19 protein-coding genes and 1 tRNA gene are annotated in these 22,492 nt (G+C 72.3%); 7 read left to right on the top strand and 13 right to left on the bottom strand.

The window, feature by feature from the left end:
- Positions 1-181 precede the first annotated feature (181 nt).
- A complete protein-coding gene (locus tag ACZ6R6_RS23730; RefSeq protein WP_470096648.1) occupies positions 182-1,438 on the bottom strand; it encodes a hypothetical protein in 1,257 nt (418 codons plus the stop codon).
- Between the two features lie 576 nt (positions 1,439-2,014).
- Between ACZ6R6_RS23730 and ACZ6R6_RS23735 the strand changes: the two genes are divergently transcribed.
- The 3 genes from ACZ6R6_RS23735 (at position 2,015) to trhA (ending at position 3,317) form a co-directional block, all read left to right on the top strand.
- Positions 2,015-2,227: a hypothetical protein gene (locus tag ACZ6R6_RS23735; RefSeq protein ID WP_470096649.1), complete on the top strand. Its 213-nt coding sequence runs from the start codon at positions 2,015-2,017 to the stop codon at positions 2,225-2,227.
- A gap of 120 nt (positions 2,228-2,347) precedes the next feature.
- Complete coding sequence (locus ACZ6R6_RS23740; protein ID WP_470096651.1) at positions 2,348-2,596, top strand: hypothetical protein; 249 nt, start codon at positions 2,348-2,350, stop codon at positions 2,594-2,596.
- Positions 2,597-2,642: 46 nt separating this feature from the next.
- The gene (trhA, locus tag ACZ6R6_RS23745; RefSeq protein ID WP_470096653.1) at positions 2,643-3,317 is read left to right on the top strand and encodes a PAQR family membrane homeostasis protein TrhA; all 675 of its coding nucleotides are present in this window, start codon (positions 2,643-2,645) and stop codon (positions 3,315-3,317) included.
- 31 nt (positions 3,318-3,348) lie between these two features.
- On the opposite strand, the gene ACZ6R6_RS23750 is transcribed toward trhA, so the two are convergent.
- On the bottom strand, positions 3,349-4,560 hold the full coding sequence (locus tag ACZ6R6_RS23750; RefSeq protein ID WP_470096655.1) for a M20 metallopeptidase family protein: 1,212 nt from the start codon (positions 4,558-4,560) through the stop codon (positions 3,349-3,351).
- Positions 4,561-4,673: 113 nt separating this feature from the next.
- On the opposite strand from ACZ6R6_RS23750, the gene ACZ6R6_RS23755 reads away from it, so the two are divergent.
- The gene (locus ACZ6R6_RS23755; protein WP_470096657.1) at positions 4,674-5,231 is read left to right on the top strand and encodes an HdeD family acid-resistance protein; all 558 of its coding nucleotides are present in this window, start codon (positions 4,674-4,676) and stop codon (positions 5,229-5,231) included.
- Positions 5,232-5,362: 131 nt separating this feature from the next.
- Positions 5,363-6,664: an L-lysine 6-transaminase gene (lat, locus tag ACZ6R6_RS23760; protein WP_470096659.1), complete on the top strand. Its 1,302-nt coding sequence runs from the start codon at positions 5,363-5,365 to the stop codon at positions 6,662-6,664.
- A 152-nt stretch (positions 6,665-6,816) separates the two neighbouring features.
- Here the strand turns inward: lat and ACZ6R6_RS23765 are convergent, their stop codons facing one another.
- The 8 genes from ACZ6R6_RS23765 to ACZ6R6_RS23800 form a co-directional block, all read right to left on the bottom strand.
- Positions 6,817-7,083 (bottom strand): helix-turn-helix domain-containing protein, encoded by a 267-nt coding sequence (locus ACZ6R6_RS23765; RefSeq protein ID WP_470096661.1) that lies wholly within the window; start codon positions 7,081-7,083, stop codon positions 6,817-6,819.
- 156 nt (positions 7,084-7,239) lie between these two features.
- A tRNA-His gene (locus ACZ6R6_RS23770) sits at positions 7,240-7,315 on the bottom strand.
- 73 nt (positions 7,316-7,388) lie between these two features.
- A complete protein-coding gene (gene orn, locus ACZ6R6_RS23775; RefSeq protein WP_470096663.1) occupies positions 7,389-7,991 on the bottom strand; it encodes an oligoribonuclease in 603 nt (200 codons plus the stop codon).
- 22 nt (positions 7,992-8,013) lie between these two features.
- Positions 8,014-9,222 carry a DUF2510 domain-containing protein gene (locus ACZ6R6_RS23780; protein ID WP_470096665.1) on the bottom strand — a complete coding sequence of 403 codons (1,209 nt, stop codon included), beginning with the start codon at positions 9,220-9,222 and terminating at the stop codon, positions 8,014-8,016.
- A gap of 58 nt (positions 9,223-9,280) precedes the next feature.
- Positions 9,281-10,666 carry a protein kinase family protein gene (locus ACZ6R6_RS23785; RefSeq protein WP_470096667.1) on the bottom strand — a complete coding sequence of 462 codons (1,386 nt, stop codon included), beginning with the start codon at positions 10,664-10,666 and terminating at the stop codon, positions 9,281-9,283.
- 20 nt (positions 10,667-10,686) lie between these two features.
- On the bottom strand, positions 10,687-12,414 hold the full coding sequence (locus ACZ6R6_RS23790) for a serine/threonine-protein kinase (protein ID WP_470096669.1): 1,728 nt from the start codon (positions 12,412-12,414) through the stop codon (positions 10,687-10,689).
- Between the two features lie 113 nt (positions 12,415-12,527).
- Entirely contained in the window at positions 12,528-14,441 is a 1,914-nt protein-coding gene (locus ACZ6R6_RS23795; protein ID WP_470096671.1) for a protein kinase domain-containing protein, read from the bottom strand.
- A 76-nt stretch (positions 14,442-14,517) separates the two neighbouring features.
- The gene (locus ACZ6R6_RS23800) at positions 14,518-15,162 is read right to left on the bottom strand and encodes a pyridoxamine 5'-phosphate oxidase family protein (RefSeq protein WP_470096673.1); all 645 of its coding nucleotides are present in this window, start codon (positions 15,160-15,162) and stop codon (positions 14,518-14,520) included.
- A gap of 67 nt (positions 15,163-15,229) precedes the next feature.
- Between ACZ6R6_RS23800 and pdxR the strand changes: the two genes are divergently transcribed.
- Together pdxR and ACZ6R6_RS23810 are read left to right on the top strand one after the other, a co-directional pair.
- Positions 15,230-16,723 (top strand): MocR-like pyridoxine biosynthesis transcription factor PdxR, encoded by a 1,494-nt coding sequence (gene pdxR / locus ACZ6R6_RS23805; protein ID WP_470096893.1) that lies wholly within the window; start codon positions 15,230-15,232, stop codon positions 16,721-16,723.
- Positions 16,720-17,751 (top strand): phosphotransferase family protein, encoded by a 1,032-nt coding sequence (locus ACZ6R6_RS23810; protein WP_470096675.1) that lies wholly within the window; start codon positions 16,720-16,722, stop codon positions 17,749-17,751. Before pdxR ends, ACZ6R6_RS23810 begins: the two co-directional genes overlap by 4 nt.
- 116 nt (positions 17,752-17,867) lie before the next feature.
- On the opposite strand, the gene ACZ6R6_RS23815 is transcribed toward ACZ6R6_RS23810, so the two are convergent.
- From ACZ6R6_RS23815 to ACZ6R6_RS23825, 3 genes are all read right to left on the bottom strand, one after another.
- The gene (locus tag ACZ6R6_RS23815; protein WP_470096677.1) at positions 17,868-18,686 is read right to left on the bottom strand and encodes an alpha/beta fold hydrolase; all 819 of its coding nucleotides are present in this window, start codon (positions 18,684-18,686) and stop codon (positions 17,868-17,870) included.
- A gap of 101 nt (positions 18,687-18,787) precedes the next feature.
- Positions 18,788-19,225, bottom strand: a complete 438-nt coding sequence (locus tag ACZ6R6_RS23820) for a hypothetical protein (RefSeq protein WP_470096679.1) — start codon at positions 19,223-19,225, stop codon at positions 18,788-18,790.
- Complete coding sequence (locus ACZ6R6_RS23825; RefSeq protein ID WP_470096681.1) at positions 19,222-22,233, bottom strand: glycosyltransferase; 3,012 nt, start codon at positions 22,231-22,233, stop codon at positions 19,222-19,224. Before ACZ6R6_RS23825 ends, ACZ6R6_RS23820 begins: the two co-directional genes overlap by 4 nt.
- Positions 22,234-22,492 lie beyond the last annotated feature (259 nt).

Below are 22,492 nucleotides of genomic sequence, written 5' to 3' on the forward strand. Positions count from 1 at the left end.
CCGCCCAGGTGGCCCGCTGGAGAACCTGCCCGATGACGTCGCCTTGACCCGGCGTGACGCTCCCGAGCTGACCAAGGACGGACGCCGGTGCTGTTCGAGGCGATGATCACGCTGGAGTGCCCCCGAGGGGGGCATGGGGACACCCTGCCCGCGCTGCGGCAGCACGCCGCCGATCACCCACTCACCAGCTTCTGTAATCGGCCTCCACCCTGGACACCCTTATGGCCCCGTAGCTCCTCTTCCCATCCTCATGCATGTGGATCACGCATACCTCTGCGCCATCTGACATGGCGATCCACCGATTCTCCTCCCCCCCGGAGAAGGATTGGTTCCGAAACATTCCTGTCTCGGCGTACACAGCGCCGAGTCGTGGGGTGTCGGAGTAGGTGCCACTGGCTACCTGTATGCCATTTTGAGGAAAGGTGATCCATCCGTCGCGCAGACCTTTTCCCTGGACCCGGTCGGTATTCACCTGGTCGGCGGTGATTTTGTTGGCGTTGACTATCCCGGTGGCCAGGCTGCTGACGGTGGCCTCGCCGGCGTGCAGGGCCCCGCCTTCCTGGGAGGCGAATTCGCGCCGCACGTGCATCGCGCCCTGGGAGAAGGTGAAGGCTCCGTCGCCCTTGGTCGATCCCTGTACCCACGGGGTGGTGACGCCATTGACGGCGGTGAGGGTCTCCAGGACGGGATTGCGCACCTGAACGGTCGTGGTGAAGGTGTGCCGCTGGGTGCCGAAGCTGGCGATGAGGGTGTAGGCGGTGTCGCGTTTCGGGGCGTCGGCGGCCTCCAGCACCACGGAGTACGGGCCGTGCGCCCCGGTGTGCTTGACCTTGCGAACGGGCTTCCGGCCCCCCGGGAACAGGATCTCGTATGTGAAGTCGTCGGATCCCTCCCAGCTCAGCGTGACCTGTGTTCCGGCGTCCACCACGGCGTTGTCGGCGAGGAAGCTGTGCGGCGCCGGGAGCTCCTTCGGAGCGGTCTTCACCAGCGCCACCGCCGCGAAGCCGGGGCTCAGGCGCCCGGTCTTGGTTCTGCCGGCGTTCTCGGTCACCTTCAGCACGGCCAGCCCGGCGGCGGGGGTGACGGTGACGTTCTCCAGCCTCAGCACCATGTGGTCGCCGGGGGCGAAGGAGGCTCTGCCGCCGGGGGCGGTGGCCTGGAAGGCGTTGGAGCTCTGTGGTGCCGGCCGGACGTTCACCGATGACCGGGGGCCTGACCGCGGGCCGTACTCGCCCTTGGGGTCGATCTTGTCGAAGTCCGAGGTGAGGTCGCCGGCGCCGTCGCCGACGGGCACCTCCACCTCGATCGTGGACCAGTACGCCGCCTGCTGCCCGGTGTTGGTGACGAGCAGGTACACCGTTCCCGTGGACGGCCGCCCGGCCGCTGACGCCTCCAGGGGCGCCGGGTCGGTGAGGACGGTGTAGGTCAGCAGGGTCATGGTCACGACTCCCTTTTCTTGGAGGACGGCGCAGGCCGATAACCCGTCCGCGGCAAGAGGTCCGGGCCGGGCAGGACGGGCGGTGACATGGGTGGCGCATCCGGAACCCGCCTGTGACGCACCGCAGAAGATCACCTCTGGATCCAATCGCCCGGCGTTGGAGCGTGACAAGCCCGCTCAAGGCGGCCATAACAGGGCGGTCCGGCAATATCATCAGCGTCTTGACAAGCATCGGGGCCATGCGTCGCTGGCGTCCGTGAACGCCCGCCGTTCCCATCAGAACCTTCGCTCCCTACGACGAGCCCCGGCGACCGGCCCCGCTCTCCGGAGCTGTCCAGCCCAGAAAGCGGACCAAGGTATCTCCCGATACCGGGGACCTCAGTGGTATCGGGGAAATTTTCAACGGACATGCAGGTCAGCGACCCATTGCCAGGATGTTGCCGCAGCACTCCAAGAGCGCCCTGAGCTGCATGTCCGTTGTTTTCACGGCGACTGCTACCGGGACTCCAACCTCGAGGTGCGCCACATCCCACGCTGGCCGTGGAACCCTGCAAGGTGGACAGCGTTTAACGGATCATGACGAGCGATGAGAAGTCGACCAGTCGATTCCAGCGTCTGCCTGAGCGGCCGGACCCTGCGACCTGGGTGCCGGGCCGGGATGAGGAATCGTTGCCGCAGGCGATCGCCGAGCCCTGGAATCCAGGCGACGCGACGCAGTGGGTGGCGCCCGAACTGTATGCGGCACAGCAGATCAGCGATGCGATCATCCGGCGTCGCTCCCGCGACTGACCGCAGGGTTCGGCTGCCGCGCAACAGCTCGGCCATCGGCAGCTGGACCGGTTACTCGGCCAAGGTGGTGTGCCGAGGTTAGCTGTCCCGCAGTCGCGTGCAGGGCCTGATGAGCCGCTCGTGCCGGGCGACCTCCTGGTCCTTGGAGTCGTGCAGACACCGGCCGCACCAGTCGCGCAGGCGGGGCGGGAGTCCGGCGCCGGGGTCTGGGCGCTGTTCGACGGGGAGCGGCCGGACTTCGGCCATGACGGTGACACGGTCGGCCAGGCCGCGGCGCTGCGCGTCGTCCCGGACGCCGGAGTGGCGGTGGCACTGCCGGCCAACACAGACGTTTTCGGTTGTTCCTCGACCCCGGACTCGGTTCTGTAGGACAGATCACAACCTACGGTAGAGTAAGTTACGCTACCGTAGGTTTATGACCACGACTGCTCCCGGGAGGCTCACCCTCCCAGAGTCGATCAAGCCACGCCTCCGCGGCTGGCTGCACGCCGGAGCCCTGCCCGTCGCGCTCGTCGCCGGATTCGTCCTGGTGGCGCTGGGGCCCACGCTGCAGGCGCGGCTCGCCGCCGCGATCTACGCGATCACCTCGGGCCTGCTCTTCGGCATCTCGGCCACCTACCACCGGGGCGCGCTCTCCCCGCGCCTCGGGGAGGTGCTGCGGCGCCTGGACCACGCCAACATCTACCTCATCATCGCCGGGACCTACACGCCGTTCGCGATGCTCGCCCTGGACGGCCCCGCCAGGGCGGCGGTCCTCGGCGTGATCTGGACCGGCGCGGTCGCCGGGGTGCTGTTCCGGGTGCTGTGGACCGGCGCCCCCCGCTGGCTGTCCACCGCGCTCTACATCGGCCTCGGCTGGACGGCCGTCTTCGTGCTGCCCCAGCTGATCGCGGGCGCGGGGGTGGCCGCGGTGGTCCTGGTCTTCGTGGGCGGGCTGCTCTACACGGCGGGCGGAGTCGTGTACGGCCTGCGCCGCCCCGACCCCTCCCCCCGCTGGTTCGGCTTCCACGAGGTCTTCCACGCCCTCACCGTCGCCGCCTACCTGGTCCAGTACGTGGCGGTGTCACTGGTGGTCTACGCGGCGGTGTGACGCGCCGGGCGCAGTGGCCCGGCGGGCCGGGTCACTGCGGCGGGCAGAGCGGGGCGAGCCCGAGACGGCGCACCGCGAGCTCCGCGTAGAGCGCGGCGCCGTCGGGCAGCACGGCGTCGTCGAAGCGCGCCTCGGGGGAGTGGTTGTAGGCGGCCCTGCCCGCGTCGGTGTCCGAGGGGCACGCGCCGAGCGCCACGAACGCCGACGGGATCCGGTCGGCGACGAAGGAGAAGTCCTCCGATCCGGTGAACGGCTGGGGGGCCTCGACGAAGCGCTGCTCGCCGTACACCTCGCGGATGGTCGCGCCGACGAAGTCGGCCTCGGTGCCGTTGTTGACCGTGACCGGGTAGCTCACCTGGTAGTCGGCCTCCACCTCCAGCCCGTAGGCGGCGGCGATCCCCCTGACCAGGGTCACCGCCCGCTCCTGGATCCGCTCGTGGGAGGTCCTGGAGAACGACCGGATCGTCGCCTCGAACCGGGCCTCGTCCGGGATCACGTTGTCGGTGGTGCCGGCGTGGAAGCTGCCGACGGTGACGACCACCGGGTCGAACACGTCGAACCCTCGCGTCACCATGGTCTGCAGTGCGGTGACCATCTCGCACGCGACGGGGATCGGGTCCTTGGCCCGGTGCGGCGCCGAGCCGTGGCCGCCCGCGCCGCGCACGGTCACGACGAACTTGTCGGCGGCGGCCATCATGGGGCCGCCCTTGGTGATGAACACCCCCTGGGGGAGCGCCGCGCTGATGACGTGCAGGGCGTAGGCGGCGACCGGGCGCTCGCCGGCCGCGTCCAGCACGCCCTCGTCGATCATGATCTTCGCGCCGCCCTGCCCCTCCTCGCCCGGCTGGAACATGAAGATCACGTTCCCGGCGAGCTGGTCCCGCCGGGCCGACAGCAGGTGGGCCGCCCCGGTCAGCATGGTGGTGTGCAGGTCGTGGCCGCACGCGTGCATCCGGCCGTCCACCTGCGAGGTCACCTCCGCGCCGCTGCGCTCGGAGACCGGCAGGGCGTCCATGTCGCCCCGGAGCAGCACCGTCGGGCCCGGCCGGGCGCCGCGCAGCACGGCCGTGACCGAGGTGAGCCGCTCGCCGAGCCGTATCTCCAGGGGCAGGCCCGACAGGGCGGCCAGCACCTTCTCCTGGGTCCGGGGCAGGTCGAGACCGATCTCGGGCTGCCGGTGCAGGGCATGGCGGAGACGGACCAGCTCATCTCGCATGTCGGCGGCGGACTCGCGAAGGGACACGGCACTCCTCCTGGCGATTGCGTGATCTGAACGCACGATATCCCCGATTTGACCGATTTGAGGTCTCGGGTTGGCGATCTTCTGGAAAGGAATGGATCACACGAGGAGGGCACATGGAAGAGCTGGCTCGCACCTGGTGGGTGCATCTGGTCCGGGGTCTTTGCGCGATCCTGTTCGGCGTGCTGGCGATCGTCTGGCCCGGGATCACAATCTACGCCCTGGTCATCGTCTTCGGTGCGTATGCCGTGGTCAACGGCGTGTTCGCGCTGTTCAGCTCCGGGCGCGGCGGCTCCCGGATGTGGATGATCATTTATGGCGTCGTCAGCATCCTGGCCGGCGTCCTGGCCTTCGCCCGGCCGGGGATGACCGCGCTGGCGCTGCTGTACGTCATCGCGGGCTGGGCGATCGTCACCGGTCTCATCGAGGTCGTGGCGGCGATCCGGCTGCGCAAGGCCATGGAGGGGGAGTGGATGTTCATCGTCAGCGGCGCGCTGTCGGTGCTGTTCGGCATCCTGCTGTGCATCTGGCCGGGCTCGGGCGCGCTGGCCGTCGTCTGGCTCATCGGCACCATGGCCATCGTGTACGGCATCGCCCTGATCGCGCTGGCCTTCAGGGTCAAGTCGCTCGGCGCGCACCGGGCGGGTCCGTCGGGGAACCCGCGTGTCGCGTAGTCACCGTCAGGGAACCCGTGTGTCACGTAGTCACTGGAGAATCTTCACAAAAATCGGCCTATATGCGTAATGTCTCCATATAGATGCCCTGTTGGCGGGGAATCATCTGTCCGACTCACTGTGGAGGGGACATGGACGTGCACGGCCGTCTCGCTCGTCATCTACTCGTCGACGGCTACCGGCTGGTGCTGGACCTCGAGCGGAGCCGGGGATCCCGGCTCGTCGACGCCCGCACCGGCCGGAGCTACCTGGACTTCTACACCTTCTTCGCCTCGGCGCCGCTGGGTGTGAACCCGTTCGACGACGACCCGGACTTCCTCGCCCTGCTCGGCCGGATCGCCGCGAACAAGCCCGCCAACTCCGACCTCTACACCAGCCATCTCGCCGACTTCATCGAGACCTTCAACCGGGTCCTCGGCGACCCCGAGCTGCCGCACCTGTTCTTCGTGGAGGGCGGCGCGCTGGCCGTCGAGAACGCCCTGAAGTGCGCCTTCGACTGGAAGAGCCGGCGCAACGAGGCAGCCGGCCGTTCCCCGGAGCTCGGCACCAAGGTGCTCCATCTCACCCGCGCCTTCCACGGCCGCAGCGGCTACACCCTCTCACTGACCAACACCGACCCGGTCAAGACCGACCGCTTCCCGACGTTCGGCTGGCCCCGCATCGAGGTGCCCGCCATCCACTTCGGCGGCGTCGAGGCGGCCGAGGGGCGGGCGCTGGCCCAGGCGCGGGCGGCCTTCGAGCGGCACCCGCACGACATCGCCTGCTTCATCGCCGAGCCCATCCAGGGCGAGGGCGGCGACAACCACATGCGGGCCGAGTTCCTGCGGGCCATGGAGGAGCTCTGCCACGACAACGACGCGCTGTTCGTCATGGACGAGGTGCAGACCGGCGCCGGGATCACCGGTACCCCCTGGGCCCACCAGCAGCTCGGCCTCCGTCCCGACATCGTGGCCTTCGCCAAGAAGATCCAGGTCGGCGGGGTCATGGCGGGCCGCAGGGTCGACCTGGTGCCGGACAACGTGTTCCAGGTCAGCGGCCGGATCAACTCCACCTGGGGCGGCGGCCTGGTCGACATGGTCCGCTCCCGCCGGATATTGGAGATCATGGAGCGCGACGGCCTGATCGCGCGGGCCGGAGAGCTCGGCCACGGCCTCCTCACCTCGCTGCTGAAGCTCCAGGCCCGCTTCCCGGAGGTGGTGGAGAACGCCCGGGGCCGTGGCCTCATGTGCGCCTTCGACCTGCTGGATCCGGCCGAGCGCGACCGCCTGGTGACCCGGCTCAGGCGTGAGGAGGGCGTGCTCGTCCTGCCCTGCGGCGAGCGGTCGGTACGGCTCCGGCCCGCCCTTTCGGTCACCCCCGAGGAACTGGCGGAGGGGGCGGCCGCCATCGGCCGGGCTCTGGAGGACTCACAGGACCTGCGGCTGTCGGCCTAGGCGGGCAGGCCCCACCTCCGGTCAGTGGCCGTCGGCGCACCCGTGGTCCCGTCGCGGACGTGGTCACGGGTGCGCCGTCCGGGCATCCCGGGCATGATCGGCCGGGGGCGGTCCGGCACCTGGGTCCGTGACGCCCGCGCGGTCCGCGTGGCTCACGGGACCGGTGTGCGCGATGGGGGATCCTCGCGGGCGGCCCGTCCCAGCCAGAGGCCGATCGCGGTCACCCGGGAGTCCGCGCCGAGCTTGGCGTAGATCCGGTTCACGTGGTTCTTCACGGTCTTCTCGCTGAGGAACAGGTGCTGGGCGATCTGCCCGTTGGAGCGTCCTGTGGCGATCAGCTCCATGACTTCGGTCTCGCGCCTGCTCAAGCCCGTCTCGACTCTGGGTTCTGCGTCGAACGGGGCGTCGTCGACTCTCATACGGCCTCCGCGGCAGCAACACGGTCAGGTCGCCGAAACCCCCGGTCTTACGGCGTAGCGATAGCAGCGAGCATAACCCGCAATATCCATCTTTGGTGGGTAAGTCGAAAGTGAGGAAAAACAGAACGGCCGGTCCTGTAGGACCGGCCGTTCCTCTGGGGTGAGCGAGGGGACTTGAACCCCCGGCATCCAGGACCACAACCTGGCGCTCTGCCAACTGAGCTACGCCCACCATGTCCGCCGCAGCAGCACATGGAAAGTGTAGCGGTTTTCAGGAGTCTTTTCGCACTCCGTTCCGCACGCGCTCAGGTGACGGGGCTGGAGACGCCTTCGGCCAGCTTGCGGGCGGTGAGGGAGTCGGGGCCGGGCTGGGCCACGAAGACCGCCGCGCGGTAGTAGCGCAGCTCACGGATGCTCTCGGTGATGTCGGCCAGAGCCCGGTGACCGCCCTGCTTCTCGGGTGCGGCGAAGTAGACCCGTGGGTACCACCGGCGGGCGAGCTCCTTCACCGACGACACGTCGATCATGCGGTAGTGCAGGAACATGTCCACGGTGGGCATGTCGCGCGCGATGAACGAGCGGTCGGTGGAGATGGAGTTGCCGCACAGCGGCGCCTTCTTCGGATCCGGGATGTGGCTCTTGATGTAGTCGAGCACCAGGGCCTCGGCCTCGGCCAGCGTGACGCCGCCGCCCAGCACGTCGAGCAGCCCGGAGGCGGTGTGCATCTCCCGGACCACCTCCGACATCTGCTCCAGCGCCTCGGGCGGAGGCTTGATGACCACGTCGACGCCCTCGTCCAGCTGATTCAGCTCACCGTCGGTGACCACGCAGGCCACCTCGACAAGCGCGTCCCGGCCGAGGTCGAGCCCGGTCATCTCACAGTCGATCCAGACCAGCAGGTCACTCATAGCCTTCAGGGTAGTACTCCCTTCAGGAGAGCTTGAGCGAGTCGACGACTCGGTTGGCCAGTGAAACGTCCAGATTGTCGGGCACGGACACGTACACCAGTCCCGGACGCGCGCCCGCCCCCCGGTCCACGATCACGAAGGCACCCCGTTCCTTCTTCCACTTCCAGCCGTTGGCCTCCGACTCCTTGGAGAAGTCCAGATCGAACATGAACAGCCAGGCGTCCTTGCCGTCGATCTTGAGGGCCTTGTTCTGCACGATCTTGCGCCGGTGGCTGGGGCTGTAGAAGGTCTCCTCGGTCGCGTGCAGCAGCGTCGCGGCGGTCGCCTGCATGCTCTGGACCCCGTCGTAGCCGAACTTGTCGGGAAGCTCACCGACGAAGATGTTGCCGAGCCAGTTGTTGCCCTGGCCGTCGTAGTTCTCCTGGGAGGTGGCCACGGCCGCGCTGGACCACGTGAACCCGAGCGGGTCGCCGCCGACGCTGTCGGGCACCTCCCACGGTGAGTCGGGGAACTCGTAGGACAGGCCGGTCACCGGGTCCTTGAGTCGCCCGTCCTGTGGCTGGGGCAGCTCGGTGACGCGGTCCGGGTCCTCCTGCGAAGGCGAAGGCGAAGGCGTCGGCTCGGAGGTCGGCTCCTGGGACGTCACCGTCGGGGCCGGGCTGGGCTCGCTCGCGACCGGCCTGCGCCCGGGGCTCACCAGGAACATGGCGGCGACCACGATCCCGATGAGCACGATCACCGCCCCGCCGCCGCCCAGGATCCACGGCCAGGGGCTGCTCTTGCGCGGCGGCGGGCCGGCCGGGAGGCCGTACTCCCCGGCGGGCAGCCGCATCGTGGTCCCGGCCTCCCAGCGCGGCTGCCCGGCCTCGGGCGCCCCCGGCCCCTGCGGCTGGGCGGGGGGCTGGTTCCACGGCCCCTGCGGCTGTGGCTGCTGCTGCTGCGCGGGAGATTGGTTCCACGGCCCCTGCCCTTGCGCCTGCTGCGCGGGAGATTGGTTCCACGGCCCCTGCCCCTGCGCCTGCTGCGCGGGGGGCTGGTTCCACGGCCCCGTGGACCCCGGTGGCGGTCCCGCCGGCTGAGGTGACGGCCCGCTCTGCGGTGCCTGGTGCGCGGTCTGCCCGGCGACGTCCGCCGGGTGGGTGGCGTCAGTCCACTGGTTGCCGTCCCACCATCGCAACTGTGGTGAACCGTAGGGATCGGGATACCAGCCGGAGGGGGTCTGCGTGGTCATGGCCGCCAGAGTAGTAAGAACCGGTTTGTCGCGCATTGCTGACCTTGATGGTCATATGTCAACACCTGAAGGTGAAGGCCGCCTTGTCCTGGAGCTTCTTGCCTCCGGGCAGCGGGGAGAGCAGCCGGAGAGTGGCCGTCCCCTTGAAACTTCCCTCGCCCTTGACCACCCACTGGAGGATCACCTCGTGCGAGGTCTTCCCGGACGCCACGGTGTCGGTCTGCTCGATCGTCTCCTTGCGGTCGCTCCGCTTCCACTCGTAGCGGATCTCCCCGGCCGAGCCGTTGGTGGTGAGCAGACCCTTGATCTTGACGGTCGCGCCGCATCCCTGCGTCTTCTTCGGCGCGACCACCTCCAGTCCCGTCACCTCCAGCGGGACCGTCGAGGAACGGAGCAGCCAGGCCGCCAGGGCGGCCACCAGCATCAGCGCGAGCGCCACCGAGGACAGGGCCGTACGGCGGCGCCGCCGCCCGGCCGGAGCGCCCAGCATCCGGAGCTTGCCGGAGGGGGGCTCGGTCGGCTGCTCCCGGCCGGCCCGCCAGAGCTGCGCGGCCGTGGTCTCCACGGGCACCCCGGGACCGAACCGCATGACCACATCCTCGGTACGGCTCTCGCCGGTCCGCGGAGCGCGCAGCAGCGTGACGATGTCGCCCTCGTCCGGAACGGCCGGCGCCGCCACCGGCTGCCCGCCCCGGGGCCGCGCGTCGTGCGCCGACCACCGGTGCAGGGTCTCCACCAGCCTGTCGTGGGTGGTGAACCCCGGCGGCAGCAGGTCGCGCCCGGCGAGCACGGCGTCGCGGGCCGGGGCGAGCCCATGGGTGGAGGCCGTCGCCGCCGCCCGCTCGAACAGCTCGGCCGCCCGCGGTGCGGGCGCGGCCCAGTTCGCGGCCAGTCCCCGGGCGAGCGAGGCCCAGGCCGCGACGTCACGCTCCGGGGAGGGGGGACGGCCGTATATCGCGTCGGCCAGACCCCGTTCGGCGAGCAGCGCGGACCCGTCCGCGGCGATCACCACGTTGCCGGGGTGCAGTGCCCCGTGGGCGAGCCCGGCGGCGTGCAGGGCCAGCAGGGTCTGCGCCGTCTCCACCAGGACGGTGGCGGCGGCGCCCGCGTCGGGCCGCGGGACGCCGGGCGTCTCGGTCAGCAGGTCGGTCACCGCCGGGCTGACCGGCTCCGCGGTGAGCAGCCAGACCTCGCCCTCCGCCGCGACCAGGTCGGCGACCGGGACCAGCCCGGTCAGGCCGTCCTGGGCCAGCCTGCGGTCGGCGACGACGGCCGCGACCAGGCGGTCACGCACCGCCGGATCGGCGACCAGCCGCGGATCCAGACTGAGCGCGCTCCCCGGCCGCCCGTCGGCGGCGACCGCTGACGACCAGGTCCCCAGCTCGCCGGTCCAGGTCCGGTGGGTCAGCCGGAATCCGGCCAGACCCCTCCGGTCGGCATTCATGATCGTGTCCGTCCCGCCATCTACCGCCGCCTCCGGTGCCGGCCGGCCACCCTTTGCTTCACCGCCAGTGTGAACGGCACGGCGCCGCTCGTCACCAGGCCGAGGGCGAGGAGGGCCGAGGGGACCGTCTCGACCGGGGGCATGGGCGAGGAGGTCAGGCTCGGCGACCCCCCGCCGTCGGTGGGGCTCCCCCCGCCCGTCGGCTCGGTGTCGGTGGAGGTGTTGGAGGGGCTCGGCTGGGTCGAGGTGGAGGCCGTGGTGCTCTGCGTCGGCCTGGCCGTCTGCGTGGGGGCGGCCGTCTGCGTGGGAGTCGGCTTCGCCGACGGGGTCCTGGACGGACGGTCGCCGGAGCTGTCGAGGGTGGAGCTCTCCTCTGCCGTGGGAGTCGGAGAGGGCGACCTGGTCGGCTTCCTGGCCGGTCTCCTGGTCCGGGTCGCCGACGGCGTGGGCGTCGCCGAGGGCCGCGCGGTGGGCGTGGCCGGCGGCGGGCTGGCGGCGGGGCTCCCGGTCGGCGCCGGCGTCGGCGTGGGCGTGGGCTGCGCCGACGGCTCCTGCGACGGCTTCTTCGACGGCTCCTGCAGGGGCTCGTCGGGCTCGTCGGTCTCATCGGCCGGGATGATCGACTCCACCGGGTCCGAGAAGGGGTCCGAGGGCTGCGTGGCGGCCGAGCTCTGCGCCCGGACCGGGACGCTGTCACCGGAGTTGACCAGCACCGCGCTCACCCCGCTGATCACCGCGATGCACCCGATGCCGATCAGGATCTTGGCGCTGGTCCTGCTGAGCACGGACGTCCTGTCGGAGGCGGAGTCTGCCTCGCGCCCGCCGAGCTCCGTCTCGGCCAGCGAGGTGCTGGTCTCGGGCCGCTGGAGCTCCAGCGGGAGCAGCGAGGCCAGGATCCCGACGAGTCCGGCCAGGCGGCGGCGGCCGCGCTCCTGCCAGTCCGGGCCGTAGGCGTCGGCGGCGACCGCCTCCAGCTCGGTGAGGAAGGCGGTGGCGGTCGGCGGCCGGTCCGCCGGGTGCTTGGCCAGACCCCGGTCCACCAGCCCCTGCAGGGCCGGTGGCACCTCCTCGACAGGCGGGGGCGTGCTCTGGTGCTGCCTGGCCAGCGCGGCGATGTTCGTCGCGCGGAAGGGCCGGGTGCCCGTCAGGCACTCGAAGAACACGACGGTGGCGGCGTAGACGTCGGTGGACGGCCCGGCCGGGGCGCCCGCCCACTGTTCGGGGGCCATGTAGGGCGGCGTGCCCGCGGGGGTGTCCCCGTCGCCGGAGCGGACCGCGATGCCGAAGTCGACGAGCCTGCTCGTGCCGTCGGTCTCGACCATCACGTTCTCTGGCTTGAAGTCACGGTGCACGATGCCGGCCGTGTGCGCGGTCGCCAGCCCGAGGAGGGCGCCCTTGAGCACGAGCAGCGCGGCCTCGGGACCGGTCGGCCCCTCCGAGCGGAGGATCGCGCGCAGGGCGACGCCGTCCACGAGCTCCATGACGATGGCCGCGCCCTCGCCGGTCTCGATGTAGTCGTACAGCCGGACGGCATGCGGGCTGTCCAGGGTGTTGAGCACCCGTGCCTCGTGCCGGAACCGCGCCACGAAGCCGACGTCGCTCCTGAGCTCGTCGGACAGGTATTTGATCGCCACCAGGATGTCATCGGCGTCGTGTCGTGCCATGACCACGCGCCCGGCGGCGCCCGCACCCAACTCGCGAATCTCGGTATAACCGGGGACTCGCCAGGCTGATGGCGTGCCGTACATAACGGTCTCCTCAGATGTCTGGGCCCCCACCCATAAAAGACGGACCGTAGCTTAGCGATAGATCATCAATTTCTGCTCATTAATCACTAAACAGCGGCATGCGGCCGTAACGATCAGCGGTTGTCCGGTGGGACGGGGTCGGCGGACGGTCCGGCCGGCCCCGCCGAAGAGGGCTCCGGGGAAGCGGGCTCCGGGGCGGGCCGGGTGGCCGGGCGCGCCGTCCTGGAGGCCGGTCCGGCGCTCTCCCCGGGCCCTTCCTCCGGCTCCCCAGCAGGGCCGGGGGTCCGCGTCGGCGGGTCCGGCGGCTCGGGGGTCTGCGGTGGCTCGGCGGTCGGCGTCGGGTCGGGTGTGGGCTCGGCGCACGGGGCGGTCCGGCCGCTCGCGTCGCCGGAGCCGCCCGGCGGGACGCTCGTCGCCGTCACGCTCCAGGTGGACCCGCAGGGCACCCTCGGGAAGGCGAACCTGACCGTCCGGGTGTAGCTCGTCGCCCCGGACAGCGGCACGACCGCCCGCTGGACCGCCCGGCCCACCCGGAAGGCCACGCGCAGACGCACCTGCCCGCGGTTGCCGGTGTCGACGGCGACCGTGACCACGGCCGCGCCCCGCGCGTCGACGCCTGCCCGCAGCACGTCCACCCGCCGCACCTCCGGCCTGGGCGGCGCGGGGGTGGGGGTGATCGTGGGCGTCGGCGTCGGCGTGGGGGAGGGGGTGATCGTCGGCGTCGGCGTCGGCGTGGGGGTGCGGGACGGCACCGGGGACGGGGTCCTGGTGGCTGTGGGGGTGGGCCTGGGCGTCCGGACCGGCGGCCCCACCGGCCCGGTGGCGGTCGGGGAGACCTGGGGACCGGTGGAGGACGGCCCGGAGGTGGGTCCACCCTCCTCGGCGGACGCCGGCGGGGACGCGGAGGGAGAGGGCGGCGGCGAGAAGGCCGCCGGACTCGACGGCTCACTCGACGGCTCGGGGGACGGTGAGGGCTCGGCGGCGGCGATCTCGATCCGCTGGACCTCCGGTGCCCGCCCGCCGGCCAGCACGTACGCGCCGACGCCGCCCGCGACCACCACCAGCCCCGCTCCGACCGCGATCCCCGTGGCCCTGCGGCGCAGCGTGCCGAGCACGGTGCGGAAGAGCGTGGTCCCGGCGGTCGGATCGGGGGCGTGGAGCCGGAACAGCAGCGGCAGCAGCAGGGCCAGCGCCGCCAGCCGGTCCCTGCCCCGCTCCTCCCAGTCCTCGCCGTAGGCGGCGACGGCCGCGGCCTCCAGCTCGGCCACGAATCCGGCGGCGGTGGCCGGCCGGTCCGTCGGGTCCTTGGCCAGCCCCCTGGCCACCAGCTCCCTGAGCGGCTCCGGGACCTCTCCCACCGGGATCGGCGCGCTGTGGTGCTGGTGCATCAGCACCATCCGGTCGATCGCCCGGTACGGCCGGCGGCCGGTCAGGCACTCGAAGAAGACCGCGGTCGCGGCGTATACGTCCGTGGCGGGGGAGGCGGCGCCGCTCACCCACTGCTCGGGCGCCATGTAGGGCGGAGTGCCCGCCGGGAGGTCCACCGCACCCGCGTGCACGGCGATGCCGAAGTCGACGAGCTTGCTGGCGCCGTCGGCCTGGACGAGCACGTTCTCCGGCTTGTAGTCCCGGTGCACCAGACCGGCCAGGTGGGCGGCGGCCAGCCCCATGAGCGAGCCCTTGAGCACGGCGAGGGCCGCCTCCGGCCCGGTGGAGCCGTGCTCGCGGAGCATCTCCCGCAGGGAGACGGCGTTGACGGCCTCCATGACGATGGCGGCGCCCCGGGCCGCCTCGACGTATTCGTAGATCCGGACCACGTTGGCGTCGGTCAGCTCCACCAGGAGCCTGGCCTCGGCCCGGAACCGGGCCAGGAAGTCCGGATCCGCCCTGAGGCGCTCGGCCAGGTATTTGATCGCGACCTGGACGCCTGACTCGTCGTGCCGGGCGAGCATCACCCGGCCACCGCCGCCCGCGCCGAGCTCTCGCAGCTCGGTGTAGCCGGGCAGGTGCCATCCACTGACCGTCATCGCGGCCTCCAGCGTTCCGGGTGAAGGTCCTCCCTGTGAGACGTGCGTCCGGCGGGCCCGGTTTGCCGGGAAAGGCTTACCGAATGGATATGGTTCGGGAGGCGATGTGCGTGGGAACGTCCACATCCACGATCATCGCCGGGTCGGTCTCGGGGGCGCCCCACGACGAGTGGAGCGGCAGGACCCCGGCCCAGACGGGCAGCGCGTAGTCCTCCTCGTCGTCGACCGGCGGCCCCTGCCGCACCTTCACCGACGCCTCGGCCAGGGAGAGGGCGAGCACGGCGGTCGCGGCGAGCTCCTTCCTGCTCGGCGGGCGCGCGACGTCCCACTGGCCGGGGGCGAGCTGCTCGGTGATCGCGCGCAGGCCGGCCAGGCGCTCCTCGTCGTCCTCGACGAGGCGGGGGCGGCCGTAGATCATGGCGGAACGGTAGTTGACCGAGTGGTGGAAGACCGAGCGGGCCAGCACGATGCCGTCCAGGTGGGTCACCGTGACGCAGACCTCGCCGGTGCCGCGCAGGGAGCTGGAGCCGGTCGATCCGTGCAGGTAGAGGGTGTCGTCGATCCGGCCGTAGCCGGTGGGGACGACCATCGGGGAGCCGCCGACCACGACGCCCAGGTGGCAGACCAGTCCGGCGTCCAGCACCGCGTACAGGTCATCGCGGTCGGTCCGGGCCCGATTCTTCGAACGGCCGAGGGTGGTGCGGGGAGTCGTAGAGAGCATGGCTCTAATCTAGGGAGAAGTGGATATCGAGAACATGTCCACTTCTTGCCGCTTCTGGGAGACCACTTTGCCGCGCACCCCTGTTGACCTGCCCGTCTCGGTGGACCGTCAGGCTTCCGTAGCCCTCACCGTCCAGCTCGGAGACCGGCTCCGCACCGCCATGCGCGAGGGCACCCTCAAGTCCGGCGAGCGCCTGCCCTCCACCCGTGCCCTGGCCCGCCAGCTGTCCATCAGCCGCACCGTCGTCACCGAGGCCTACCAGCAGCTCTACGCCGAGGGATGGCTCGACGGCCGGCACGGCTCCGGCACCTACGTGGCGGACCTGGTCATCCACACGCCGGCCGCCGCCCCCCGGCGCGGCCCCGCCGCCCCCGGCGCCCAGGACGCCCGCGCCGGGGACGGTGCCGGCCCCGCGCCGTCCGGCGTCCCGGCCGCGCCGCTCCCGGCGGCCGCGCGCGGGCGCGGCGGGCAGGTGATCGACCTGCGGCCCGGCCGGCCCTGGGTCCGTGACTACGACGAGGCGGCCTGGCGCAGGGCCTGGCGGAGGGCGGCCGACCTGCCGCCGGGGGACAGCCCCGACCCCTACGGCCTGCCCAGGCTCCGCCGGGCCCTGGCCGAGCATCTGCGCAGGACCCGGGCGATCGCCGTCGGACCGGAGAACATCCTGGTCACCCGGGGCACCGGCAACGGCCTCGACCTCGTGGCCGCCACGCTGCTGCGCGCCGGCGCCCGGGCGGGCGTCGAGGAGCCCGGCTACCGCGTCGCCAGGAACGTCTTCGCCGCGCGGGGCGCCGAGATCGTGCCCTGCCCGGTCGACGAGGACGGTGTCGTCGTCGACGGGCTCCCCGACGACCTGCGCGTCCTCTACACCACCCCGGCCCACCAGTACCCCCTCGGGGGACGCCTGCCGGTCCCGCGCAGGGAACGCCTCCTGGCGTGGGCCCGCCGTACCGGCGCGATCATCGTGGAGGACGACTACGACGCGGAGTTCCGCTACGACGTCGCCCCGCTGCCCGCGCTGCACGGTCTCGACCCGGAGCGGGTGGTCCTGCTCGGCACGCTCTCCAAGTCCCTCGCCCCCGACATCGGCGTCGGCTGGCTGGTCGCCGAGCCGGACCTGCTCGCCGCCGTCGCCGGGACCCGCGAAAATCTGGGCGACCGCACCAGCGGCCCGGCCCAGCAGGCGGTGGCGATCATGCTGGAACGGGGCGACCTGGACCGCCACCTGCGCCGCATGCGGCTGGAGTACGCCCGCCGCCGCGCCGCCGTCGTGGACGTCCTCGGTTCCCTGGTCACCGGTGACACCGCGGGACTGCACGTCATGGTGGAGCTGCCGGCCGCGGCCGTCCCGTCCCTGCTGAAGGAGGCCGCCGAGCGCGGCGTGCTGCTGGATTCGACGGCCGTCCGCCACCATCACGGCGATGTGCGCAGGCACGGGCTGGTGCTCGGGTACGGCTCCGCCTCGCTGGCCGACGTCAGGCGGGGGGTCGCGGTGATCGCCGAACTGCTCGGGCCTTGGCTGGCGGACGGAGCCGAATGGCGTTCTAATGGTGGGCTATGAGCACGCCTGGTATCAACTGGCCCCACCTGGTCGCCTGGATGGCCGCCAACGTCGCCGAGGTGGGGGAGCCCACCGGCGTCTCACTCATCTCCGGCGGCCGGTCCAACCTGACCTACCGGGTCGAGACGCAGGCCCGGCCCCTGGTGCTGCGCCGCCCCCCTCTCGGCCACGTGCTGCCCACCGCCCACGACATGCGCAGGGAGTGGCGGGTCATCTCGGCGCTGGCGGAGACGGAGGTGCCGGTGCCCGAGCCGGTCGCGCTCTGCGCCGACGAGGACGTGATCGGAGCGCCCTTCTACCTGATGGGGCACGTCGAAGGCGAGGCCGTCCGCAGCCGTGACGAGGCGCGGCTGTCGCCCGCCCAGGCCAGGGCGCTGTCGGAGCGGCTCGCCGAGGTTCTCGCGGCCATCCACGCCGTGGACTACGGCGCGGTCGGCCTGGGCGACTTCGGCCGTCCCGACGGCTACCTGGCCCGCCAGCTCGAACGGTGGGGCCAGCAATGGACGCGCTCGAAGACCCGTGAGCTCCCCGAATACGACCGGCTCGCCGAACGCCTGCGCCGGCGCCTTCCCGGCAGCTCCCCGGCCGCCCTCGTGCACGGGGACTACCGCCTCGACAACACGCTGGTACGGCTCGCACCGGAGGCCGTCCCCGAGATCAGGGCGGTGGTCGACTGGGAGATGTCGACCCTGGGAGACCCGATCGCCGACCTCGGCCTCACCCTGACCTACTGGCAGGATCCGGGGGACACCGAGCGCTCCTCCATCCCGCTGGCCGGCGACATCACGCTCACCCCGGGCTTCCTCGACACCAAGGAGTTCGCCGAGCACTACGCGCGGGCGTCCGGGACGGACCTGTCCGATCTGGACTTCTACGTGGCGTTCGGAAACTTCAAGCTGGCGGTCATCGTGGAGGGCATCCACGCCCGGTTCATGCAGGGCAAGACCGTCGGCGAGGGCTTCGAGCACATCGGCGCCTCCGTGCCCACCCTGATCACCCGGGCCCACCGGGCACTCGACGGACGCTAGGACCCGACCCCGGGAGGGGCCCGCCGGGCGTGGCGTGCCGGCTGCCGGCCACGGTCCACGGCGGGTGCTCGCCCTTCTCCGGGCCCTTCTCCGGAGAGGTCCCGGTCAGGACGGGCTCATCGCGGATCCGGACCGCGACCGCCCAGGACCTTCCGGGCGTGCGCCTCGATCACGCGGGCGACCTCGTCGGGCGCGCGCAGGTGAGCGCCGTGCCCCTGCCCGCGCAGCACCACCCGCTCGGTGCGCGGCATCCGGCGGGCCAGGGCGTCGAGCCGCTCGGCGAGGTGCGCCGGGCTGCGGTCGCCGCCCAGCAGCACGGCCGGCGCCTCGATCCTGGCGTACGCCGCCAGCCGGTCGCCCAGCTCGTCGATCGCGGTGAGGTCGGCGATCTGCCGCGGGGCCAGCGCCCGCATCCTCGGTGTGACCGCGACGAACAGCCCGACGAGCCGCGACGACAGCGCGGGCAGCCGCACGACATGCCGCGCGAAGATCTCGATCGCCTTGCCCGGGCGCCCGGCGGCGACGGCGGCGCGGGCCCGCCGGGCGGCCTCCCCGCCCAGGGGGGAACCGGCCACGATCGGCGGCTCGTACAGGACCGCGCCGGCGAAGGCCGCGGAAGCGGCGGCCATGGCCTCCAGCGCGGCCACCCCGCCGGAGGAGTGGCCGACGAGCAACACCGGTCCGCCGCCGATCGCCGAGGCCATCGCCACGACGTCATCGGCCTCCTGGGCCATCGTGCAAGGGCGGCCGAGGTCGAGCCGGTACTGCCGGCGGTGCAGCCGTACGACCCGGAAGCGCGGGCGCAGGCGCCGGGCGACCTTCTCCCACTGCGAGCCGTCGTCCAGACCCGCGTGCAGGATCAGGACGGGCGGCCCCTGCCCCTCGTCGACGCCCCGGACCTCGGTGCCGTCCGCCGATACCGTCGTCGTGATCACGGAGCCTCCTCAGCGATGTCAGGGGGAGCTTGGCGCCGGCGGGCCGGCCTCTCCCGGGCGGCGCCGGTGCGGCGCCCGCGGGTCCCCCCTGGACCGATCATCTATGCGGCGTCCGGCGAGCGGGCCGGGCCCTGCCCGGCGCGATACTCGATGCGGTCGCGCCGGGCACGCCGTGCGGTGAGCCGTGCGGTGAGCCACGTGGTGAACAGCGCCCCCAGGGCCGCGGCCGAGGTGACGCCGGCCAGTGCCGTCACCGCGGCGGGCATCGTGAACCTGCCGCTCAGGAAGAACGCCTCGCTCACGATCACGCCGGTCGAGACGCTGAGGGCCACCGTGAGCGCCATGCTCTCCAGGGCGTCTCCCGCGTGGTCGCGGCGGCCGAGCAGGGGACGGAACAGGGCCAGCACGGCGGCGCCCGGGCAGGTGAGCAGGTAGACCACCGAGACGGCGACCCGCACCGGGCCGGCGCCCACGACCTCCGTCATGAGGAGGACGAGCCACCCGGAGGCGGCGAGCAGCAGCAGGCGTAAGAGGCTCATGGCTTCCTCGGGACGAGTTCGTAGACGACGCCGCCGGAGTTGCGGATCAGCACCCGGAAGCGGTCCGACGCGGCGACCTCCCGGCCCAGCCGGTCGACCGTCCCCCGGGGGAAGATCCCCGCGGTCTCGGTGGCGCTCTTCTGCACGCGGTTGAGCACCAGATACGCCCTGGCCCCCGGCGGCACCTTCGACATGAGGCCGACCAGCGACGGCAGCGGATCGCCGACCAACTCCGGCAGGGTGGGGACATGCTCCGGCAGGCCCCGTACGGCGGTGCGCGACGGCGGCAGCTCATCCAGCCAGGTGTGCTCGTACCGCTCGTAGTAGTCGTAGGCCCCGGGGAGGAAGAACGTGGGCGCCACGATCAGCGAGCCGGGCGGCGCCACCCGGTGGACCTCCCGGACCAGCCGGACCTCGTCGGCGGTGAAGTAGTTCGACTGCTCCTTGCCGTAGTTGCCGAAGAAGAAGCCCGCGACCATGAGCAGCAGGACCGGGGTCAGGACCAGCGCGCGGGCCCAGGCCCTGCGGGAGGGCAGCAACAGCGCCGCGGCCAGGAACGCCGTCAGCGGCAGCGTGAACAGGTAGACGCGGAAGATGATCTCACCGCCGTAACTCCCCGCGGCGAGGAACAGCAGCGGGCTCAGCCCGATCATGAGCAGTGGCAGGCCCGAACGCCTGAGCCAGCCGCGGCGCGCGAGGGCGCCGGCGGCGGCCAGCAGCCACACCCCGCCGGAGAGGGCGCGATCGGCGTAGGCGACGATCACCTGCCCCGGGGCCGCCGAGCCGAGAGTGATGAACCCGTCGTCCAGGTTGCCGCCGGCGTCGCCGAGCGAATCGATGATGTCGCTGAACCTGCTCTCCAGGAGCTGCCAGGCGGCCACCGCGTCCCATGCCGCCACGGTCAGGCCGGTGACGAGCAGGATGCCCAGATTGCGGTGCCGCCGCAGCAGGAACAGGGCGGTCAGCCCGACCGTCAGCACCAGTGGCGTGAGCTGGTGGGACGAGGCGATCGCGATGATCGGGACGGACAGCACGCACGTCCAGAGCAGGCGGGTGGAGGCGCCGGTGACGGGCGGCGGCTCCGCGGCCAGCCCCCGCGGGTCGCCGCCCGCCCTGATCGGCCCTCGCCGGAAGCGCCTGACCACGACCGCGAGCACGGTGAGATACAGGACCAGGGTGGTGGCCTGGGGGGAGAAGTAGTCCTGTCCGACCCAGGAGCAGGAGAAGTAGACCCACACCGCGCCCCAGACCAGCTGGCGGTTGCGCGTCACCGTCCGGAAGAGCAGCAGCAGCGGCAGCAGCAGCGCGGCGTTGAAGGCCGCCGGCCCCCAGACGGCGATGCCCAGCGCGTCGTCCAGCCCGGCCGTCTCCGTCATCAGGGAGAAGAAGGAGAAGAATCCGGGCCACTGGTGATAGGCCGACAGCGGCCCGATCTCCGGATCGGTCGCGCCGTGCCGGATCAGGTAGTCGATGACCGAGACGTGTTTCCAGGCCCACGAGTAGCGCAGTGACGGATAGAGCAGGGCGGGCGTCGCGTGCAGTACGGCGATCAGCGCGAGCGCGTATCCCGCGTGCCAGAGTTCGAGGGCCCGCCGGTCGCCGAGCAGGGCGACGAACCCGACGACCAGGACCGCGATCGCGCCCCAGAACGTGGCGGGCAGCACGGTGAGCAGCCCCAGGTCGGTCATCCGGTCGAGGTCGACCCGGCGGAGCGAGAATCCCCAGAGCACGATGGCGGCCGGCAGCGCCGTACGGGCGAGCAGGCGCGTCCAGAGGCTCGCCCGCCGGGCGGTCCCGTCGGTCCGCGTCGTGCGCAGCCGCCCGGCCGCGTAGCCGAGGCCGGCCGCGGCCAGGCCCAGGAGCATGACCAGCAGGGCCTTCCAGCCCTTGACGTCGGCCGGCCCGGTGAAGGTGACGGCGCGGAACACCGCCCTGGGCAGTCCCCTCCTGACCGGGGCCAGATGGGCTCTCAGCCCTTCCCGCCCGCCGGTCCGCCGCCGGACGCCGGCCTGCGATCGGCCCTCGGCCGCGCACCGGGCCAGGAAGTAGGACAGCCGGGCCCGGTGCGCCGGCACGTTCAGCCGCACGACCGCCGAGGGCTGGTGGAGCAGCTCCGCGCCCGGTCGCAGCTCCCGCAGGCGGGACCGCAGCTCGGTCGCGGTCCCGCCCGGTGGTCCGGCCGCGGCGTCGCCAGGCCGGCGCTCGCCCCTCTCGGCGGAGCCGTCCGTCTCCGGGAAGCCGCCCGCCCCGGCCAGCGCCTCGCGGCGGAAGGACAGGGCGCCGCCGTACAGGTCGTCGATCGGGGCCGCCTCGGCGGGCGAGCCGGTGCACGGCACCCCCAGCACCCACGCCAGCTCGGCGGGGTACCAGTCGGGCTTGCCCGTGCTCCAGCCCACCGCGACCCTGCCGCGCACCCCGATGACTCGGTCGTCGGCGTAGGCGGCCCGCAGCGACTCCGACCAGCCGGGCGCGGGGAAGGAGTCGTCGCCGAGGAAGGCGACCACGTCTCCTCGCGCGCTCGCCAGCCCCAGGTTGCGTGCTCCAGCCGGGCCGACGGCCTCCTCGCTGTGCACGACCACGACGCCGTCGAGCGTGGCCTCGGCCCAGGCGACCAGCTCGGGACAGTGGTCGACGGCCAGCACGATCTCCTCCGGAGCCGGACGCTGGGCGCGTAACGCCGTGACGACGGAGGACAGGCGGGGCCCCGCGTCGGGGGAGTCGCTGACGATGACGGCCGACAGGGACGGGCCGGTGGTGCCCCCGGTGGCGTGCGGCTCCTCGTCGCGGGCCGGGACACGCCAGGTGATGACGGCCGAGATGTCCTCGGCGGGCCGCGGCCCGGTCACCGTGTCGCCGGGCCGGGTGTCGCCGGGTTGGGTGTCGTCGGCCTCCGCCGGGGCTCCGGCTCTCTCCGGTGCGCGGAGATCCCGGGTGTTCTCGGAGCCGTCCGGCTGCCCGCGCTCGGCGGGGTGGCCGGCGGCCCGGAGCCCGGCGAGAGCCGTGATCACCGTGGTCGGCTCGCCGTCGGCCGGGTCTCCGGTCTCCGCCGAGCCCTCGGGGCTCCTCGCCGGGCGGCCGTCTTCGGAGAGCGGGGCCGGGGCGGGGGGTGATCCGTCTCCGGGGGGTGGGACCGGGCCGTCTCCGGGGGGTGACCCGTCTCCGGGGGGTGACCCGTCTCCGGGGGGTGGGACCGGGCCGTCTCCGGGGGGTGACCCGTCTCCGGGGGGTGGGACCGGGCCGTCTCCGGGGGGTGATCCGTCTTCGGGG

The organism is Streptosporangium sp. NPDC048886 (genome assembly GCF_055586905.1).

What these genes read in the sequence shown, in the direction of transcription:
- ACZ6R6_RS23730 (WP_470096648.1), bottom strand. Translation starts at nt 1,438, where the DNA reads ATGACCCTGCTGACCTACACCGTCCTCACCGACCCGGCGCCCCTGGAG.
- ACZ6R6_RS23735 (WP_470096649.1), top strand. Translation starts at nt 2,015, where the DNA reads ATGACGAGCGATGAGAAGTCGACCAGTCGATTCCAGCGTCTGCCTGAG.
- trhA (WP_470096653.1), top strand. Translation starts at nt 2,643, where the DNA reads ATGACCACGACTGCTCCCGGGAGGCTCACCCTCCCAGAGTCGATCAAG.
- ACZ6R6_RS23755 (WP_470096657.1), top strand. Translation starts at nt 4,674, where the DNA reads ATGGAAGAGCTGGCTCGCACCTGGTGGGTGCATCTGGTCCGGGGTCTT.
- lat (WP_470096659.1), top strand. Translation starts at nt 5,363, where the DNA reads ATGGACGTGCACGGCCGTCTCGCTCGTCATCTACTCGTCGACGGCTAC.
- ACZ6R6_RS23765 (WP_470096661.1), bottom strand. Translation starts at nt 7,083, where the DNA reads ATGAGAGTCGACGACGCCCCGTTCGACGCAGAACCCAGAGTCGAGACG.
- orn (WP_470096663.1), bottom strand. Translation starts at nt 7,991, where the DNA reads ATGAGTGACCTGCTGGTCTGGATCGACTGTGAGATGACCGGGCTCGAC.
- ACZ6R6_RS23780 (WP_470096665.1), bottom strand. Translation starts at nt 9,222, where the DNA reads ATGACCACGCAGACCCCCTCCGGCTGGTATCCCGATCCCTACGGTTCA.
- ACZ6R6_RS23785 (WP_470096667.1), bottom strand. Translation starts at nt 10,666, where the DNA reads ATGAATGCCGACCGGAGGGGTCTGGCCGGATTCCGGCTGACCCACCGG.
- ACZ6R6_RS23790 (WP_470096669.1), bottom strand. Translation starts at nt 12,414, where the DNA reads ATGTACGGCACGCCATCAGCCTGGCGAGTCCCCGGTTATACCGAGATT.
- ACZ6R6_RS23795 (WP_470096671.1), bottom strand. Translation starts at nt 14,441, where the DNA reads ATGACGGTCAGTGGATGGCACCTGCCCGGCTACACCGAGCTGCGAGAG.
- ACZ6R6_RS23800 (WP_470096673.1), bottom strand. Translation starts at nt 15,162, where the DNA reads ATGCTCTCTACGACTCCCCGCACCACCCTCGGCCGTTCGAAGAATCGG.
- ACZ6R6_RS23810 (WP_470096675.1), top strand. Translation starts at nt 16,720, where the DNA reads ATGAGCACGCCTGGTATCAACTGGCCCCACCTGGTCGCCTGGATGGCC.
- ACZ6R6_RS23820 (WP_470096679.1), bottom strand. Translation starts at nt 19,225, where the DNA reads ATGAGCCTCTTACGCCTGCTGCTGCTCGCCGCCTCCGGGTGGCTCGTC.